This window comes from Kordia sp., from assembly GCF_965283645.1.
In the GTDB taxonomy this organism is placed as follows: domain Bacteria; phylum Bacteroidota; class Bacteroidia; order Flavobacteriales; family Flavobacteriaceae; genus Kordia.
Window position 1 is genome coordinate 5,318,078 of sequence record NZ_CBDIPG010000001.1, and the last position, 15,382, is coordinate 5,333,459.

The 15,382-nt window shown below is 32.6% G+C and carries 15 protein-coding genes; 7 read left to right on the plus strand and 8 right to left on the minus strand.

Annotation, left to right across the window (positions count from 1 at the left end):
* Positions 1 to 92: 92 nt before the first annotated feature.
* On the plus strand, positions 93 to 2,648 hold the full coding sequence (locus ACQ654_RS23370) for a T9SS type A sorting domain-containing protein (protein WP_430412762.1): 2,556 nt from the start codon (positions 93 to 95) through the stop codon (positions 2,646 to 2,648).
* Between the two features lie 208 nt (positions 2,649 to 2,856).
* Here ACQ654_RS23370 and ACQ654_RS23375 read toward each other — a convergent pair whose 3' ends face one another.
* The 4 genes from ACQ654_RS23375 to ACQ654_RS23390 all read right to left on the minus strand — a co-directional run bounded on the left by ACQ654_RS23375 (position 2,857) and on the right by ACQ654_RS23390 (position 8,857).
* Positions 2,857 to 5,652: a CHAT domain-containing protein gene (locus ACQ654_RS23375; protein WP_430412763.1), complete on the minus strand. Its 2,796-nt coding sequence runs from the start codon at positions 5,650 to 5,652 to the stop codon at positions 2,857 to 2,859.
* Positions 5,653 to 5,840: 188 nt separating this feature from the next.
* Positions 5,841 to 7,502: a T9SS type A sorting domain-containing protein gene (locus ACQ654_RS23380; RefSeq protein ID WP_430412764.1), complete on the minus strand. Its 1,662-nt coding sequence runs from the start codon at positions 7,500 to 7,502 to the stop codon at positions 5,841 to 5,843.
* A 12-nt stretch (positions 7,503 to 7,514) separates the two neighbouring features.
* On the minus strand, positions 7,515 to 8,066 hold the full coding sequence (locus ACQ654_RS23385; RefSeq protein WP_430412765.1) for a hypothetical protein: 552 nt from the start codon (positions 8,064 to 8,066) through the stop codon (positions 7,515 to 7,517).
* An 11-nt stretch (positions 8,067 to 8,077) separates the two neighbouring features.
* Positions 8,078 to 8,857, minus strand: coding sequence for a DUF4412 domain-containing protein (locus ACQ654_RS23390; protein WP_430412766.1), 780 nt, complete (start codon positions 8,855 to 8,857; stop codon positions 8,078 to 8,080).
* A 102-nt stretch (positions 8,858 to 8,959) separates the two neighbouring features.
* On the opposite strand from ACQ654_RS23390, the gene ACQ654_RS23395 reads away from it, so the two are divergent.
* The 3 genes from ACQ654_RS23395 (at position 8,960) to ACQ654_RS23405 (ending at position 10,617) form a co-directional block, all read left to right on the plus strand.
* Entirely contained in the window at positions 8,960 to 9,499 is a 540-nt protein-coding gene (locus ACQ654_RS23395; RefSeq protein ID WP_430412767.1) for an RNA polymerase sigma factor, read from the plus strand.
* Complete coding sequence (locus ACQ654_RS23400) at positions 9,499 to 10,239, plus strand: hypothetical protein (RefSeq protein WP_430412768.1); 741 nt, start codon at positions 9,499 to 9,501, stop codon at positions 10,237 to 10,239. The genes ACQ654_RS23395 and ACQ654_RS23400 overlap by 1 nt, the downstream gene beginning before the upstream one ends.
* A gap of 168 nt (positions 10,240 to 10,407) precedes the next feature.
* Positions 10,408 to 10,617 carry a hypothetical protein gene (locus ACQ654_RS23405; protein WP_430412769.1) on the plus strand — a complete coding sequence of 70 codons (210 nt, stop codon included), beginning with the start codon at positions 10,408 to 10,410 and terminating at the stop codon, positions 10,615 to 10,617.
* 275 nt (positions 10,618 to 10,892) lie between these two features.
* Here the strand turns inward: ACQ654_RS23405 and ACQ654_RS23410 are convergent, their stop codons facing one another.
* From ACQ654_RS23410 to ACQ654_RS23425, 4 genes are all read right to left on the minus strand, one after another.
* A complete protein-coding gene (locus tag ACQ654_RS23410; protein ID WP_430412770.1) occupies positions 10,893 to 11,486 on the minus strand; it encodes a Maf family nucleotide pyrophosphatase in 594 nt (197 codons plus the stop codon).
* 3 nt (positions 11,487 to 11,489) lie between these two features.
* A complete protein-coding gene (locus tag ACQ654_RS23415) occupies positions 11,490 to 12,407 on the minus strand; it encodes a geranylgeranylglycerol-phosphate geranylgeranyltransferase (protein WP_430412771.1) in 918 nt (305 codons plus the stop codon).
* 284 nt (positions 12,408 to 12,691) lie between these two features.
* Positions 12,692 to 13,222, minus strand: coding sequence for a KdsC family phosphatase (locus ACQ654_RS23420; RefSeq protein WP_430412772.1), 531 nt, complete (start codon positions 13,220 to 13,222; stop codon positions 12,692 to 12,694).
* The gene (locus ACQ654_RS23425) at positions 13,212 to 14,117 is read right to left on the minus strand and encodes a Rossmann-like and DUF2520 domain-containing protein (RefSeq protein WP_430412773.1); all 906 of its coding nucleotides are present in this window, start codon (positions 14,115 to 14,117) and stop codon (positions 13,212 to 13,214) included. The genes ACQ654_RS23420 and ACQ654_RS23425 overlap by 11 nt, the downstream gene beginning before the upstream one ends.
* A 54-nt stretch (positions 14,118 to 14,171) precedes the next feature.
* On the opposite strand from ACQ654_RS23425, the gene ACQ654_RS23430 reads away from it, so the two are divergent.
* The 3 genes from ACQ654_RS23430 to ACQ654_RS23440 are packed head-to-tail and all read left to right on the plus strand — an operon-like array spanning position 14,172 to position 15,311.
* Positions 14,172 to 14,456 carry a hypothetical protein gene (locus tag ACQ654_RS23430; protein WP_430412774.1) on the plus strand — a complete coding sequence of 95 codons (285 nt, stop codon included), beginning with the start codon at positions 14,172 to 14,174 and terminating at the stop codon, positions 14,454 to 14,456.
* Between the two features lie 28 nt (positions 14,457 to 14,484).
* Complete coding sequence (locus tag ACQ654_RS23435) at positions 14,485 to 14,922, plus strand: hypothetical protein (RefSeq protein ID WP_430412775.1); 438 nt, start codon at positions 14,485 to 14,487, stop codon at positions 14,920 to 14,922.
* On the plus strand, positions 14,922 to 15,311 hold the full coding sequence (locus tag ACQ654_RS23440; protein WP_430412776.1) for a group III truncated hemoglobin: 390 nt from the start codon (positions 14,922 to 14,924) through the stop codon (positions 15,309 to 15,311). Before ACQ654_RS23435 ends, ACQ654_RS23440 begins: the two co-directional genes overlap by 1 nt.
* Positions 15,312 to 15,382: the final 71 nt, after the last annotated feature.

A 15,382-nucleotide genomic window follows, 5' to 3' on the forward strand; every position in this document is an offset into this window, starting at 1 on the left:
GTTAAAAATTATGCAACGCAACTTAAAAAACGGGTGTCATCCGAAAAACCTAAAAAATAGAGTAGGAACTAATCTTAAAAATCATTTTAATTATGAAACAAACTATTACAATGACAATACTCCTCTTTTTTATGGGAAGCTATATGAGTGTTTTTTCTCAGGTAACTGATGAATTAATGATAGCACACGAAAAAAGAGTTGAAGTATATATTCAAAAAAATCTTTCGAAACCTTTGCCGCAAACAGAACTAAAAAAGTTTATTACTGGCTTTAATGAAGGCGAACATGGATTGGCTTTTGAACAACTCTCAAAAGAAGAGCAAAACATGCACATTCAGTCGTATAAAAAAAGCTATTTAAAATATAATTACTTTACAGAAAACCCAAAAGAAAGAGAATTGTACAAAGCTGAAGTTGGACCTTTGTGCGAAAATGGAGATTTTGAGTATGGAAATTTTAACTTATACGAAGGAACATCTGCTTTTGGCGCTGGCGGTTATAGAGTTGGTGAATGTGAAGCGATACCAGTAGTTGGCGCAGGAACGTACAGCTGGATTCCAGACAATATGAGCAATCCTGATGTAGATAATTTTCAAATTGTAACGCAAGGATACGATCCTATTGTTTTGCAGAATGGAGGTTTTTTAAATAGAACAAATTCGGGTACATATGCGGCAAGAATTAATAGTCCTAGAAAACTAGTAAATCCAACATTACCAGGTCAGGAATGTTTTCCTAACTTTGGAATGAATCGACTAATTAAAACAATTACACTTACGGAATCAGGAACACAAACAATCTTATTTACATATGCTTTGGTATCTGAATTTCCTAGACATGGAAACCGAAATCCTTTTTTTATTGCGCGTGCTTTGGATCAAAATCAAACAGAATTTGATAGAATCTGTGTAATATCAAATCCAGCTAATAATCCTTATTTCAATGAATTTTTTCCAAATTCTTTCGACTGCCCAAATCCAACTAAAGTCTTATGGAAAGATTGGACATGTGCAGCATTAGAAGTTTCTGGAAATGTAGGTGATGTAATTACTTTAGAATTTATAATGACTGATTGTGCATTTGGAGGACATTATGGATACGCATATGTAGATGATATCTGTATCGAAAGCTGTGATCCAGGAACAGAAGGAAGTATTGATCTTGATGATTTAGATCCTTGTCAAGAATTGCCTTTTGATGTCTGTGGTGAATTTGAATTGCCAGTATTTGAAGGGCAACAAGGAACAATTGATGAAATTACCTTAGATATTCTTCAAAATGGTTTGGTAGTGAATACCTTAATAAATCCAACAATAACAGGAAATACGTTTTGCTTTACGGTAACTGCAAATGATTTTGGAACACAAACTGGTGGATATGATTTTAGAGTAAATGGAAGCTTTAATTTAGCAAATGGAATACAGCAACTAAGTGAAACTCACACAACACCAGGGAACAATAACGATTTTATCTTTGACAATCCTGATTGTTGTAAAATAGAAGCAAATGCTACAAATATTGTATGTGATGATAAAGGAACTCCAGATACTAGTGATGATACTTGGTCTTTTGATCTTACAGTAACGAATCCGACAAATACTGGATTTTGGGTAGCAAATAATGTATTAACTCAATCTGTTGCGTATGGAAACACAGTAACTGTTCAAATGGGAAGTATTTCAAACTATAATGCAACTGTAGACGTTGTGATTACTGATAAAGAAGATACGAACTGTACTACTACAATTACCATAAATGTACCAGATGCCTGCTCTCAAGGTTGTACGCTAGAAGCTGTAACATCTGTTGGTTCGTGTAATGATAACGGAACGCCTAACGATCCGAGTGACGATTATTACAACATTACATTAGATGTATTTAATACACAAGGAGAACCGTGGATGGTATTAAATAGTAACATGATGGTTATTTATTTTGGAAATGGAGACGAAAACAATGTAAATCTTGGAAACAACTATCTTGTATCTGATCAAATAGAATGGTTTTGGGTAAAACTAAACAACGATCCTGAATGTTTTGTTGATGTTACAGTGCTTGCGCCAGAATCGTGTAACTTCTCGTGTAATATAAGTGCAAATATTGCTACAGGAGATTGCAATGACAATGGTACGCCAAATGATCCGAGTGACGATTATTACTATATTACAGTTGATGTTCTTGGAACGAATGGAGTTTCCTGGGATTTAGTTGGATATCCTAATTATCAGCAAATTGCATATTCCGGAACAGGAAATCAAACAAACATACAATTAGGACCAATCAGCGCAAATGATCCATCTTGGGTAGTATACATTTCGCCAACAGGTTTAGTTGATACTACTTGTGGCAGGTTTGAAACGACCGTTTTTGCGCCTAAATGTTCTGAAAGAGGACCGAAAAATAAAATATCAATTACACCAAATCCAAACAAAGGAAAGATGGATATTGAAGTTGATATAGATGGTGATTCAGTTATTGAATTAAATATTTACAGAATAGATGGCGTACTCGTAAAAACAGTTAAAAAAGAGAAAACAAATACAAAAGTGTTCACATTTGATTTACAATTAGATGTGCCAAAAGGAATGTATCTGTTTAACTTTATAACTAACAAAGGAACGATCACCAAAAGAGTTATTATAGAATAAATAACATCATTCTAAAACTTTTAAAGAAGTATAACATACTATGGGATTAGCTATGCATTTAGTTAATCCCGTAGTTTTTTATATAACGAGTTCTTTCTGGAAATTATACTAAATTGTTTAAATCTTGCCATAAAATAGTACTTTGATGAAAAAGTACACCAAAGATGAATCATTAATAAGTTTTCTAAATTGTGGAAAATTTGTTTGCTTAAAACAACTTCAACGTATTCGTTTTTATTCTTCTAACAACTATAAAAGCAATGAGTAACGAGAATAACGTAAAGATAACAATGATAAATGGTGTGCACGATTTGTGCATTTCAATAGCTGTAGCATCACCATGTAAAACAAAACCTGCCCAGTAGAATGGAAGTTGAAAATTAGCGTCAGTTGTGTTTTTTAAATAATTAATTTTTGCATTGCGCAATGCCGTCGTTTTAGATTGTCCATCTTTTAAATTCTGATAGAAATCTACCATAATTTCCTGTGTAATTTTATCCGGAACTTCCCATAAACTTGCCAATGTTGACGGAACGCCAGCCATTGTAAATGCTCGGTTTAGCGAAACCATTCCTTTAGAAGAATCCAACGAGCCTTTTCCAGTGTTGCAAGCACTTAAAACGGCTAAATCTGCATTGAGATGTAAACCGTATAATTCTTCAACATATAATTTAGAATCTTGGTCATTTTCAGTGAAAAGTAAATGACTCAACTCAGGCGTTTCATTGTTAATATTCGCATGCATGGCCAAGTGAATGATTTTTGCCTTTGGCGAATATTTGATAAAATTATCTTTTGTAGCCAAAATCGATTCAAAAAGTGCGCTCGGAAATATTGTAGCCAATAGTTTTGATTCCTTCTCAGCACCAATCAAACGATATTTTTCATCGCGCAAAGCAACTTCATGCGTAGTTGCCATGTCCGAATTGTATTTTGGCGTAAACACAATAATATCATCATTTTTAACTTCTTCATTCACATCTATTCCATGATTTACAAATACTAAATGGGAAGCATAATTAATACTCACATCTTCAATTAAATAGGCAGCTGTAGGTGTTACGAGCGTTTCAAAAGGTATATAATGTAAAATATCGTCAGGAATAATGGTATACGCCGTAATATTTTGATCTCTAAACGGAAGTAATTTATTATGAAGTGTAGTTGCTAAAACTTTATCTTCTTGCTGATTGCTAAGTTGCTTATAATGAGTTTCTATAGCGGATTGTAACACTTGATCTTTATTGTCAATTTCGTAAAAATCAATACTATGTTTAGTAATTCTAAATGCATAAAACAGATCGCCAATTCTTTTATATTTCAAAATAGCTTTTGTATCGCTCAGTTGTTCTTGAACTGTTTTAATGTCAAATGTTTCAAAGGCAAATGTTGCAATATTTGGAAATTCGCGCTTTAGCGTAAATAATTGCTGTTGTAATTGTGTTGTATATTCAAAAATTGCAGTTGTATCTTTTCGTTTTCTTGCCGCAACTAATGCTTTTCGGATGTGATATTGTCTCTGTAAAATAGTATCAGAAATGGTTGCTTTATTGAGAAAACGATTTTGTTGAAACTGTTTCCAAGTCAATCTATTTTCAATAACTTCCATTGTATTCAATAAACTCTCTAGATTGAAATCGTGATAACCATACCCAAGTTTTTTCAATTTTAAAATTCCGCCAATTGCAGTTTGGTAATACGTAGTCAGTTTATCATTAAACGTTTCTTCGCGATAGCAATTTTCAAACTGAATTAAGCCCAATTTATACATGTTTGAAGCAAACGCAAGTACAGTAGCGTCTTTTGGATATTGTTGTACAATTTTAGCAGCCATTTCAACAAACAAACCAGTTTCATTTATGTCGTAACTTGGTACAAAGTTGGAATAATCTTTCTTCAATACAGTTGTATCAGTATGAATATGCGCAATTGATTTTTGTAAAGATTGTAAAACGGCAGTTTTGTTATGTTGCGCCAGAAAAATGCTAGCTTTTTCAGCTTCAAAATAGGAGAGACGCTCATCATTTTCAGGAAGTTTATCCAATATAGAATTTAACAAAGACAAGGCTTTATCATACTTTTTTTGAAGTTTATATGCTTTTGCTTTATTAAATAGAAATTGCGGATTGTGTACGTTTTTAAACTCCTTCGGAATTCTTTGCAATGCTTTATCTAAATAGAAATGTGCCGTTGTATAATCTTTTACTGTACTTGATTCGTTTCGCAAATAACAATCGCCAACAAAGTTTAAAGCAACTGCATACATACGTTTTTCGGCAGTATTGAATCTTTTTTGACGCAGTAACTTTTCTAAATTTTTAAGATGAATTCTAAGTTGTACAATATCATTTGATTTGATAACCGATTTGCTACTGATAATTTCAATTGCCTTATATTCAAACAATACAGGTTTTGAAACTTGTTTGCTATTTACAGGAATTTCATTTGAATGTTCTTCATATAACTGTTTGGCTTTTGCCAGATAATTCAAGGCTTCTTCTTGAAAACCTAACGAAGCCGAATTGCTTGCAATATCTGAATAAATAGATAGCAAATAATCGTAATTAGGCGTTTCAAGATTGCTCATTAGTAATGCCGCTTCTTTGGAACTTTCGTACGAATTTTGATAATCGCTCAATTCATATTCCGAAAATGCACGTTCGTACAATAATTCCGCTTTGTAATTAATACCAGCATCACTTGTTGGGCAAAATTGCATACCATTTGTATACGAATGAATAGAAGCCACAAAACGCTGTGTGTAATATTCGGACGCGCCTTTGTAAAAGTACAATTTGGCTACAGCCAAACTATCATCAACTATTTCTTCATCCAATATGAAATGGAGCGCATTTTGACTTGCTTGAATGGTTTTTTCGTATGCTTCTGAATTGTAAAGTAATTCTGTACTATCTAGATAAGATGTTACGGTTTCCTGCGCACAAACTAGTGCGCACGAAAGTGTTATAAATGAAATAATAATACAACGTATAATTTTTTTCACAAATTGATTATTTTAGGGAATCTGTTATAAAGCTACTAAATCTATAGATAATTTTGCATTATAAACTTATGAGATTGCCTTATTAATGTATAAAATGCTCAATATACTAGATAACTGGTAAATAAATAGTTGCGGTTTTAACACAACTATTTATGTATAGAACAATTAATTTGGAAAAAACCGACTATTTACTGTTTAATGAATGTGAGTGTTTTGGATTTTTTTCCTTGTGAAATTTGTAAAAAATAATATCCAGTTTGTAAGTTTGAAACATCTAGTTGTGAATTTACTACAGATAAAGTTCCCGAAATAATACGCTTGCCAGAAACATCATACATTGTATACGAACGATCTTGTTGTAAACCTTTCAAAGCTAAAATTTCTGTTGTCGGATTTGGATATAGAATAATAGTATCAGTTTCAATTTCATTCACGTCAAGTGTACTTGCATCTTGTAAACTTGTAAGTTCGGAACCATTTCCTGTTTTGTTTCCTTGAAACCATATTTTATTTTGAAACTCTACTAACGAAGAAGAAGAAACCGAAATAATTTCTTCACTGCTTCCCGTTAATTTTTCTGTACCAGAAGCTGTTCCATCCGTAACCCATAATTGTTGTGAATCAAAATAAAAAAGCTTATTTGCGTATACAATTGCATTAGAAAACTCAATAGATTCGCCAGTGTCCGTTGCAGTTACAGTTTTTACAGTTCCATTTTCTGTTCCGTCCGTTTTCCACAATTCAAAATCAGCGGTTGTATTGTCAGAAGCTACAAAATACAATTCATTATTATAAACTGTAAAATTTGGAATGTTCAATCCACTAGCCAAATTATCCGTATCAATATCTTTCACCAAACTAGCAGTTGTTCCGTCCGTTTTCCATAGTTCTGAACCAATAATTTGTCCAGAAGTTCCGTTATAACTTCGTGCTTTAAAATACAATTCGTTATTGAAAATGGTTAAATAACTAGGATTGCTACTCAAACCAAAAGCAGGATTTAGATTGTTGGGAAAAATATCATGTTTAATTGTTGTTCCTGCAGTTGTTCCATCGGTAGACCACAATTCGCGTCCTCCCGTAGTACTATCATCACCAGAAACAAAAATGAGTTCGTTATTAAAAATTATCATTTCTGAAATATTTTTAAGGCTACTTCTTACGAGTTCTGTATTGGCAGTTGTTCCGTCGGTTTTCCACAATTCACTTTCGCTTCCTCTATTCACGGCAAAATATAAAAGTCCATTATACACAACACCTAAAATATTTTTACCAGGTTTGCTCATAAATATTGGTGCGCCGTTTGTAGCATCTTCAAAATTCTTTACAGAAATAGTTCCGCTTTCCGTTCCGTTAGTTTTCCACAATTCGATAGAAGAGTTTGTGCTTGCGCGAAAGTATAATTCACCATTATATTCTACAAATAGTTGATTGTCATCGTTCGAATTAAAATCCAATCCACTTGATGCACCTGTCCGAATATCTTTTACCAAAACTGTTCCAGCGTCTGTTCCGTCTGTTTTACACAATTCCATGCCAACACCAGAAATAAATCCACTAAAATACAGTTCACCATTAAATTCATAAAACGATTCAGGCGAATAACCAGCGCCACCATTTAAGTTGGTTGCAATAATTTCTGTTCCAGCAGTTGTTCCGTCACTTTTGTAAAGTTTTTTAAACGAAGGCGTAATTTCAACAGCTTGAAAAAGCAGTTGTCCGTTAAATTTTGTAATGTATTTTGGCGAACCAGAATTGCTTCCAGACCAAATGTCAATGTGTTCAAATGTGTATTGTGCGTGCAGCTGAATTGCACAGAAAAAGAATACGCCAAGTACTATTTTTTTCATATTGTTCAATTTTTATTTTCTTCTTGATTCGTTTACTGTAAATACTACTTTTACGTTGGTTGTAATTGTTTTTTCAGAACCATCATCCATGCGAATTCTGAGTTTTGCTATATCCTCAAAAGAGCCTGAAATCGTTCTGCGCTTCTTTACAATTCCGTCTTTCCAATCTGTTACTTTTGTGATGTTGGTAACTGTACAACCTGTAAAATCTCCATCGATGCGTTTGTATGATTTACTATTGTTGAGGTCAATAAAATTGATACTTCCACAACCAGAAGTACTTTGTTTCGCTTTGTGTGTACCAACAGTTGCTTCATTCATAAAATAACGATTGATGTAGTGAATTTGGAAACCATCTTCTGTCATTAACTTGGAAGCGTTCATGTTGCTTGCGCCTTCAAATAATTCTAGGTTTGCCTGACTTGCATAGTTTCCTTTTTCAGGATAAAAAGTATGTGTTCCTTTTAATGGGCCATCACTAAAGGTGATTGTAATAAAATATTTTTTTGAAGCGGTAAAGCTACATGTTGTTAGTATAAATAATGCTAAAAGTAAATGTTTCATAGTTCGTTTTTTTACATTGATTTGTAGGCGCTTGCGTCAATTTTTACGTTTGTACTTGTATTGAGTTTCACTACTTTTATAGCGCCACTTTCATTGGTTGTTTTGTATACCAATTCCAACACAAAACCTTCGATCGGCCCGTTTTGTTTCATCCCAAGAATTGGAACAAATTTTTGAGTAATTGGAAAATTATTTGTTACCCAAACATGAACTTTTCCACCTTCATTTTCATAAAAATATTCATGACATGTATAGCCAAGAATTTTTTTCGTTTTCCCCGTTTTTACCAAGTCGCTTTTTTGTGGAACTTTATCTGAATAATCAAGATTCCCCATTTCTTCACTCGATACTTTTTTCTTAATCTTCATGCCAGGCATATTCATAAACATCGTACTCGATGTTGGTGTAATTACCGTATACACTTCTCCATCAGCATCATCATCACCACTAGCTAACTTCATACAAATCACTTCTGTGTTCTTACTGTCAAACAGAAAATCGAGTTGTGCTTTTTCGGTATCATCAGTTTGTATTTCGAGCGTAATACTTTGATTGAATGTGAACAAATCACTATTGTTTGCTACTTTTTTATCGTTCTTCTTTTTATTTCCCAAAACGTTGTCGAGCATTTTATCTGCGGCTTTTTCAGCTTCTTCCATTGCTTTTTGTTCTACCTTTTGCTCAACTTTATTTTCTACTCTTTTTTGCACTCGTTTTAAGAGTTGTGCATTGGTAATTTGTGTTGCAAAAAGTAGACAAATGCAACTGCCGATTTTAAAAAATGTTTTCATCGTTATTAGGTTTCGTTTCCTCTTTATATATTTACGAAAGGAAAGGTTAACAAAATTCTTTTTTTATTTTTCGGTTAACCTTTTGTTTTGAGTTTAGACTAAATGGAAAAGCAACAATTAAATTTACAAACCCGATTGCGCAATGATGATAAAAAAGCGTTGGAAGAAGTGTATCTACATTATAAAGATGCTTTTGTGAGTTATGGTTTGCGATTCAATTTAGATCGGGAAGACTTGATTGATGTGTATCAAGATAGTGTAATAGCGATGCATCAGAATTTCACTCAAAAACAAACACAACTAGACGGAAGTAGTTTAAAAACGTACTTATTTAGTATTGGGAAACATAAAATTTACGATCGTTTAAAAGAACAAAAACAATTGGTTGGCGCTGTTGTCATTGAAGATGATTATGAAGAAATAGAATTGGAAGAAAAGGTATTGTCTGAAGAACAAATGCAGTTGCGGAAGTTTTTTGGACATTTAGGCGAAAGTTGTCAACATGTTTTAAAACTATTTTATTATCGCGGTTTAAGCATCAAAGAAATTGTTGCACAAACCCAATACAAAGATGAAAATACGGTAAAGAGTCATAAATCGAGGTGTTTAAAAAAATTAATAACACTCATAAAGAAGGATTGATGGAAAACGACAAATTGATTCAAAAATATTTCCAAGGAATTTTAAGCGAAGCCGAACAACAACAATTTGATGCTTTGTTAGAAAATGATCCAGAATTTGTAAAGGCTGTAGCTGAATTTGAAAATGTACAAGCGGTAATTACTTCACATGAAAAAGATGTACTCAAATCACAATTGCAACAGTTAGAAACCACACAAGAAGAAACCAATACAACTATAAAACCTTCCAGAAATTACAAACGTTTGGCACTAGCAATTGCGTTAATTTTATTTTTTGGTTTGGTAAGCAATTACTTTATGCAGCTCGGAAATAGCAATGAAACGTTATATGCAACTTACTTTGAGCCGTATCCGAATGCATTACAACCTGTAACGCGGAATGCAACTTCTTCCAATGCATTAAAAGCTGCTTTGTATGCGTATGAATCACAAGAATACAACGTTGCTATTGAAAAATTTGAGGAAGCACTCAACACGAATCCGACACAAAAAACAGCGATTTTATTTTACAAAGCCATGAGTTTTCTCAATTTAGACAATGAACAAGAAGCAATTGCCATATTGAGAAGCATCAAACATAGTGAAACTAAATTTTCTCCACAGATTTATTGGTATGGCGCGCTAATTCACATTAAACTTGATGAAAATGAAAAAGCCATCAAAGCATTGGAATATATGGACACGAAGAGTTTTTCTTTTAAATCAAAGGAAAGAGAAGCATTGATCGCAAAATTGAAGTAAATTTTCTTAATATTTTTTTTCGTAATACAGCGAAGTCGTAATTTATAAATACCGTTTTATTTCTCTTTTTTCAAACCCAATAATTTATAAATCACGATAGATATTGTTTTGTAATCTTTTGACTGTGAGTTAGTTTTGACTCAATGTTTAACCACAAAATATACTATTATGAAAAAAAAGAATTTAAAAAGTTTATCGCTTAACAAAAAGTCAATTTCAGTTTTAGGTGCAGATGCTGCTAAAGGTGGATCATCAAGACCAGCAACAGGACAGTCTATAGATCAGACATGTACAGGAATGGCTTCTTGCGGAAATTGTACAGTAGATTGCTCAACAAATCCTTATGAAAGCATTTTCTTGTGTAACATGGACAAATAATTTTTAAGGTAAACTCAGGTTTAGTCTAGTCGGGAGAATTTTTCTTCCGACTTTTGTTTTTTAAGAGGGTTTAAGATTGTTAATTTGTTTTCTGTAGATTTGAAATTGACTTTCTATTCGTCTGATTGAGTGGATTTTTGCTAAGAAATTTGTATCGAAATCTACTTAGAAGTTAACCCTACTTCTCGATACAATTTTCTTCATTTTATTTCGAAAATCACTCGAAATGACGCTTTTGATTTCAGATGTACTGATAATTTACAATTAGAGAATTATTAAAACAACGTTTCAATTTCTGAAAACACTTTATACACCAAATGTCTAGGCAAACCAACAACATTTGAATACGAACCTTCAATTCGGGAAACCTTTGTGTATCCAATCCATTCTTGAATTCCGTACGCGCCAGCTTTGTCAAACGGTTTAAAATTGTTCACGTAATACCAAATTTCAGCATCCGTCATTTCTTCAAAAGTTACTTTTGTAACTTCATGCACTACTTTTTGCGAAGTCGCTGTTGTAAAACAAACTGATGTTATTACTTCATGACTTTTGCCACTCATCACTTGTATCATATCAAAGGCTTCTTGTGCATCTTGTGGTTTTGCTAGCGAAACGCCTTCATGCCAAACTACGGTGTCCGAAGTTACTAACACTTCATTCGCTTTTAATTCATTCTTGAAAACGGACGCTTTTAATATCGCCAAATAATCAGAGATTTCATGATGTTGTAAGTGTTCAGGATAGATTTCGTCTACCGATTTCAATCGGATTTCAAACTTTAGTCCTAAATCTTTAAAAAACTGTTGTCTTCTTGGCGAGCCAGAAGCTAAAATGATATGATATGTTGAAGAAAGTGTGTCTAACATAATTTAAAATAAAGGATCAAAATAATAAAATATAACAATTGATAGAATTCCGAATAGCATAATTATTTTCAGTAAAAACGACAACAGTTTATACTCCCATTTCGTATCTGCTTGCCATATTTTGATGATGAAATAGAGTAGTGGTAAGAGTAAAGTAATTAACGCGTAAATTGTAGTAACTACTTTTCCTTGCATATATTCACTAATAACATACAGAATAAAACACATTAGTAATCCAGCTAAAACGGCAACAATTTTATTCACTCTATTTCTTCCCAATACAATAGAAAGTGTATTCATATTTGCGTTGTAATCTCCGTTTACGTCTTCATTATCTTTTACAAGTTCACGAATTAGGTTGATGCAAAAAGCAAATAGTGCATATAAAATTAAAACTCCTATTATAAGTCCGTTAATAAATAAATTATCTTTTGTGAAAATTGTAAGATCAAAAAAAGCTAGGATCAAAATACTTGAAGCTACTAAAAGTGATACAATCATATTCCCAATGATGGCGACTTTTTTAAAGTAACATGAATATAAAAATAGAGCACAGGCAACTCCAATGAATATAAGTGAATACAACGGTTTTTTAATTATGAAAGAGACATAGCAACCCGCCAAAATTCCTGAAAATGTAATAACGGAATATAGTAAATAAGCTTTCTTTTTGGAGATATAAGTGTCAATAAATAGTTTGTGAGGTTTGTTGATACGATCCGTTTGTACATCATAAATATCATTAATGATATTTCCGCCAGCGGCAATACAAATCGTTGCAAAAACTAAACAGAAAAATATAAATCCATCCGTAGCAATTTGATCTCCGTACGGATTAATTAAGAAGTATTTAAAAAGATATTGCGTCAATGTAATCATGACCAAGTTAGGAAAACGAATAAGTTGTAAAAACTTTATCACACAGTTAGTTTTTTATTATGAATTTAAATTTATATGATTCATAGCATTATTGAGAAATTTCTAAAAGCGTATTTTTTTACTCTTTCTTTGCTCGCACAAAGAAAAGTAACAAAAGAAAGTGTGCTTTTCCAGAGGTATTTTTAGTTTTCTCTTTATTGAAGAAAACTAAAACCACATAAATTTTTCTAAATTTTTTCCAAGGTTTCAAAAATTTTTAACGAAAAATTGATGCTATACTTCGGAAAAGAAAAATTCATTCTTATTTATACACAAACAATAAGTTTTTAATCGTACTTAGCGTCAAAATTATCATCCCATTTTCCTTGCACTTTCATTACTTGACGAATGACGTCTCTTGCAGCGCCTTTTCCGCCATCAACATGTGAAATGTATTTGCAGATTTCTAAAACTTCATAGGCTGCATCTTGTGGACAAGTTGATAAGCCAACACGTTTTAACACAGGAACATCAGGAATATCATCGCCCATGTACAACACGTTTTCAAGCTTCACATTTTTCTTAGCAATATACTCGTCTAGTTGTTCTACTTTTTGATGCGCGCCTAAGTAAATATCTGTAATTCCTAAACCTTGTAAACGCTTACGAACACCTTCATTGGTTCCTCCAGAAATAATACACACATTATATCCATTTACGACGGCAGATTTTAACGCATAACCATCTTTAATGTTCATACGACGCAACATTTCTCCTGAAGAAGTTACCGTAACTGTTCCATCTGTCAATACACCATCAACATCAAAAATAAAGGTATTGATGTGGTTTAAATATTCTTTATAGCTTTTATCTTCCATAGGTTTTTGCAATTGATTGCGTGAGCAAGGTATATATTTCTTTGTGAATGTCTTTGTCTAATTTTTCTAAATGACTGTCAATCGTTTTCTGATCGCCGCGTTTTGCAGGACCTGTTTGCGCCATATATGGCGTTAAGTTTGTAACTTTCTTGGCAGTTTCTTGAATTAGTGGATTCAATATTTCAAACGGAACATTGTTTGTTTCGCAAATTTCATGTGCAATTCGGTATAAATGATTGCTGAAATTATTCACAAAAACGGCCGAAACATGCAACGCACGACGTTGTTCCGAACTTATTTTATACGAAGTACTTCCAATAGCATCCGCAACAGCTTTTAGGATTTTAAAATCGGGTTTTTCGCCACTTTCCAAACAAACTGGAATGGTAGAAAAATCAACAGTTATCCCTTTTGTAAAGGTTTGCAACGGATAAAATATACCACGTCTATTCTTTTTGTGCAATTCGTGCATGCTTACACTTCCAGAAGTATGCACTACCAAACGATCTGTAAACGGTAATTTATTTGCAATAGAAGTAATTGCATCATCCGCAACGGCAATAATATAAAGGTCTGCTTCCGCAAGATTTTTCAAACTCGTAGTTGTTGCCGTGTTTTTGAAATAGGGCAATGATTTTTTCGATCTGTTATACACTTGAACAACAGAAAGCGTTTCTGTACGTTGAAATGCTTTGTATAAATGTTGCGCAATATTTCCAGCGCCTAAAATGACCACTTTTATCATGCCGCTAAAATAGGAACACTTTGCGGTTTTTGAAACTTTACGAGTATACTTTTGGTCATATTCAAATAAAAAAGACTTACTATAATCTTCTTGAAATCTAAAAAGTTGTTTGAAATTCTGAACAAATTTTCCAAATATGATATATATCATGAAAAAAAATAAATAGAGTACGGACATTTGTCAAGAACAAAAACGATAACAAAAATGACTTTATATACAAAATACTATAACGAATTTCACGACAAATATACCATGTACATTCCGTTAACAATTATTCTACAAAGTTGTATAGGATCAATTGCGGCAATGTATATTTTAATGACAGGATTAGACACAATTTCTTCCTTAATACAATTATTCTTATGTGTTATTTTATGTATGTTTTACAATGCTGCAATTTTGGCACAACTAAGAGATAAGTGGGTATTTAATATGTTAGTTATGAGTTTGGTATTTAATATCTCGTTTATTATAATTAATGCTGTATAGTACTTTCTGATTAGATAAAAATACGATAATGTGGAATTTCTTGAAAGTACACAAATACCTAATCTTACTGATTTGGGTAGGAATGGTCTTGGCAATCAGTTTTATGGAAGCTCCTTTAAAATTTCAATCTGAATTAGTTGATACACGAGTTGGAGTTAGTATTGGTAGAATTGTTTTTACAGCACTCAATAGAGTAGAAGTGGTACTCTTAACAATTTACACCATACTGACAGTGGTTTCAGGTAATTTTAAAAAAAGTTATCTGCTACATATTTTGATTGGAATTATACTAATTCAAACATTTTTATTGCTACCTTTTTTAGATGATAGAGCGCTACAAATTATACAACAACAGCCTGTAGAAGATTCAATCTTACATATAAACTATGTATTATTAGAAATCATAAAAGTAGTTGTATTATTGTGGATTAGCATTTATGAAATAAAAAAACGAACAAATCACTAATGAAGCACGATATTCAAAACAGAGCAGCTGTAAAATTGTTAGTGACTACGTTTTACGCAAAAATTAGAACAGACGAAATACTTGGTCCTATCTTCAACGATCGTATTTCACATTGGGAAAAACATTTGGAGCATTTGACAGACTTTTGGGAAAGTAGTTTATTCTTTGTCAACAAATACAAAGGAAATCCACTAGAAAAGCATGTTGAGGTTGATGCGGCAATCAAAAATACAATCAATGAGCATCATTTTGGTATTTGGCTCAACTATTGGATTCAAACTTTAGACGAACTCTTTGAAGGTGAAAAAGCAAACATTGCTAAAAATAGAGCTCGTAAAATGGGAACTTTCATTTACATCAAGTTATTTGAGGCGCGAACGGCTAAATAATTAACTATCTTAGAATATTCCTAAATTAAGGATAATTTGAGTGTTAAATAGACATTAAATTATGTAAAATA

Excerpts from the sequence above, each read along its gene's own strand:
- ACQ654_RS23370 (WP_430412762.1), top strand. The coding sequence starts at position 93 with ATGAAACAAACTATTACAATGACAATACTCCTCTTTTTTATGGGAAGC.
- ACQ654_RS23380 (WP_430412764.1), bottom strand. The coding sequence starts at position 7,502 with ATGAAAAAAATAGTACTTGGCGTATTCTTTTTCTGTGCAATTCAGCTG.
- ACQ654_RS23385 (WP_430412765.1), bottom strand. The coding sequence starts at position 8,066 with ATGAAACATTTACTTTTAGCATTATTTATACTAACAACATGTAGCTTT.
- ACQ654_RS23390 (WP_430412766.1), bottom strand. The coding sequence starts at position 8,857 with ATGAAAACATTTTTTAAAATCGGCAGTTGCATTTGTCTACTTTTTGCA.
- ACQ654_RS23395 (WP_430412767.1), top strand. The coding sequence starts at position 8,960 with ATGGAAAAGCAACAATTAAATTTACAAACCCGATTGCGCAATGATGAT.
- ACQ654_RS23400 (WP_430412768.1), top strand. The coding sequence starts at position 9,499 with ATGGAAAACGACAAATTGATTCAAAAATATTTCCAAGGAATTTTAAGC.
- ACQ654_RS23405 (WP_430412769.1), top strand. The coding sequence starts at position 10,408 with ATGAAAAAAAAGAATTTAAAAAGTTTATCGCTTAACAAAAAGTCAATT.
- ACQ654_RS23410 (WP_430412770.1), bottom strand. The coding sequence starts at position 11,486 with ATGTTAGACACACTTTCTTCAACATATCATATCATTTTAGCTTCTGGC.
- ACQ654_RS23420 (WP_430412772.1), bottom strand. The coding sequence starts at position 13,222 with ATGGAAGATAAAAGCTATAAAGAATATTTAAACCACATCAATACCTTT.
- ACQ654_RS23425 (WP_430412773.1), bottom strand. The coding sequence starts at position 14,117 with ATGATATATATCATATTTGGAAAATTTGTTCAGAATTTCAAACAACTT.
- ACQ654_RS23430 (WP_430412774.1), top strand. The coding sequence starts at position 14,172 with ATGACTTTATATACAAAATACTATAACGAATTTCACGACAAATATACC.
- ACQ654_RS23435 (WP_430412775.1), top strand. The coding sequence starts at position 14,485 with ATGTGGAATTTCTTGAAAGTACACAAATACCTAATCTTACTGATTTGG.
- ACQ654_RS23440 (WP_430412776.1), top strand. The coding sequence starts at position 14,922 with ATGAAGCACGATATTCAAAACAGAGCAGCTGTAAAATTGTTAGTGACT.